Here is a 1,601-nt window from a genome sequence, read left to right on the forward strand (position 1 = left end):
CGTATGTATCTGACGAAGCCCGGCTACGACCCGGCCGGGCGCCGACTGCCCGCGCATCACCGACAGGAAAGCGACGGCAGTTTCGTTTCGTGCTGTCATCGTACGAAGCGGGTCGACTGCGGACCGTGCTTGCTTCCCGTCACGGCCCTCCACTGGCACGAGCAGCGCTGGCACGGTTGATGCAGTCAACGTCGGCAAGTGGGCGTCAGTGCTCGTCGACATCTGCGCAAGGTTGCTTCGCGGCGTGTACGCACGTTGCACGAATGGTGCCGCGTACTTCGCCAAGCCGGCCTCGATCCGGGCCAACGTCTTCGGCGCCAACGGCTTGGCTCTATCCCCGATTCGCTCCCCGATGATCGACCAATCGATCGCCGACGCAGCGGGGAGCCAACGGGGTTCGACGATCGAGTTGCGGCACGTCACGTTCGGGCACCGCCAGTGATACTGCGAGCGGTAGCGCCCCCACTGCGTTGACTTCTTCCAGCCCTGGATTGCCGTCACGGTGACGTCGCAGGTCGAGCAGTGCGCCTCCGGTCGGGTCCACTTGTCGAGGTCCGGGGCGCGGTTGCCCTTGAGCCAGAACACGACGTACATCCTGTCTCTGGATTGCGGAGCTGGAAGTCCGCCGATCTGGGCGTGCATCGAGTTCATGTAGACGATCCGATGGTTGTATCCGAGGAGGTCCATCGCTTGGAGCCACGCGGGGAACATGATCCACTTCGCGGCGTCGACGACGTTCTCGGTGATGATCGCTTCGTATCGGTGATGTTCGGCGAACCGTGGAATGTCCCACATCGTTGCGCGGGATCGTTCGGCAGCCGCGTCGGGCAACGTCTCCCCGAACAAGTCCGGCGTCGAGTCGAGGTTTCGTTTGACGCCCTTCGCCTGAGAATGGTTCGTGCATTCGGGCGAACCCCACAGGATCGTCGTCCGAGGGAACCGGCGAGGATCGACCTGCGAAAGGTCGGCACACTGGTGATCTGTGTTCGGATGGTTCGTGTTGTGGGTTTCGATCGCGAGTTCCCAGTGGTTCGCCGCCATACGTACCGTGACGCCGGGCACTTGCGTCGCGCCGGTGCTCGATCCACCTGCGCCGCAAAACAGGTCGGTGACGGTGATCGTCATTGCGAGACCTCTTCCCATTCCGTGACGGTCCGCGTCACGACCGCGAGACTTCGCTCGCTGGATCAGGCTGCGGCTTGGGCTTCCTCGAGGGTGCTGAACAGCATCGGGAAGATCGAGCCGACCTCGGTTCGGAGTGCGAACTCTGTCCGAGTTGAGTCCATAGTTGTCTACTTTCGTCCTAGATACTCGACATCTGAGTGAATGAAAAGTGTTTGCTGTCAGGTAATTCCGAGCGCTTTGCCGATGGCGACGACCGTCGGGCAGTCCCGTTTGCGTCGCCGCCACATGCACGCACGGCATCCGTTTCGTTTCGCGAAGGCCCGTTCACTAGGCTCAGGCCACGGTTCATGCAGTGCCATAACGTCTTTCAGCCGCACCGCCCGTCGAGTCGCCTCGCGCAGTGCCCGGCGTAGGGGATGCCCGCGCTGAGTCGCTGCCGCCCCCTACGGGCAGCCGGCGTCACCCCCGCGCCGAGT

At 63.1% G+C, this 1,601-nt stretch carries 1 protein-coding gene; it reads right to left on the bottom strand.

Translation table 11 applies throughout. From position 1 onward, the window contains the following. On the bottom strand, positions 1 to 1,125 hold a 1,125-nt coding region (locus ABT116_RS44920; RefSeq protein ID WP_351646786.1), incomplete at its 3' end, for a DNA cytosine methyltransferase. Positions 1,126 to 1,601 lie beyond the last annotated feature (476 nt).

It is taken from the genome of Streptomyces sp. NPDC002130 (assembly GCF_040296465.1).
Lineage (GTDB): Bacteria > Actinomycetota > Actinomycetes > Streptomycetales > Streptomycetaceae > Streptomyces.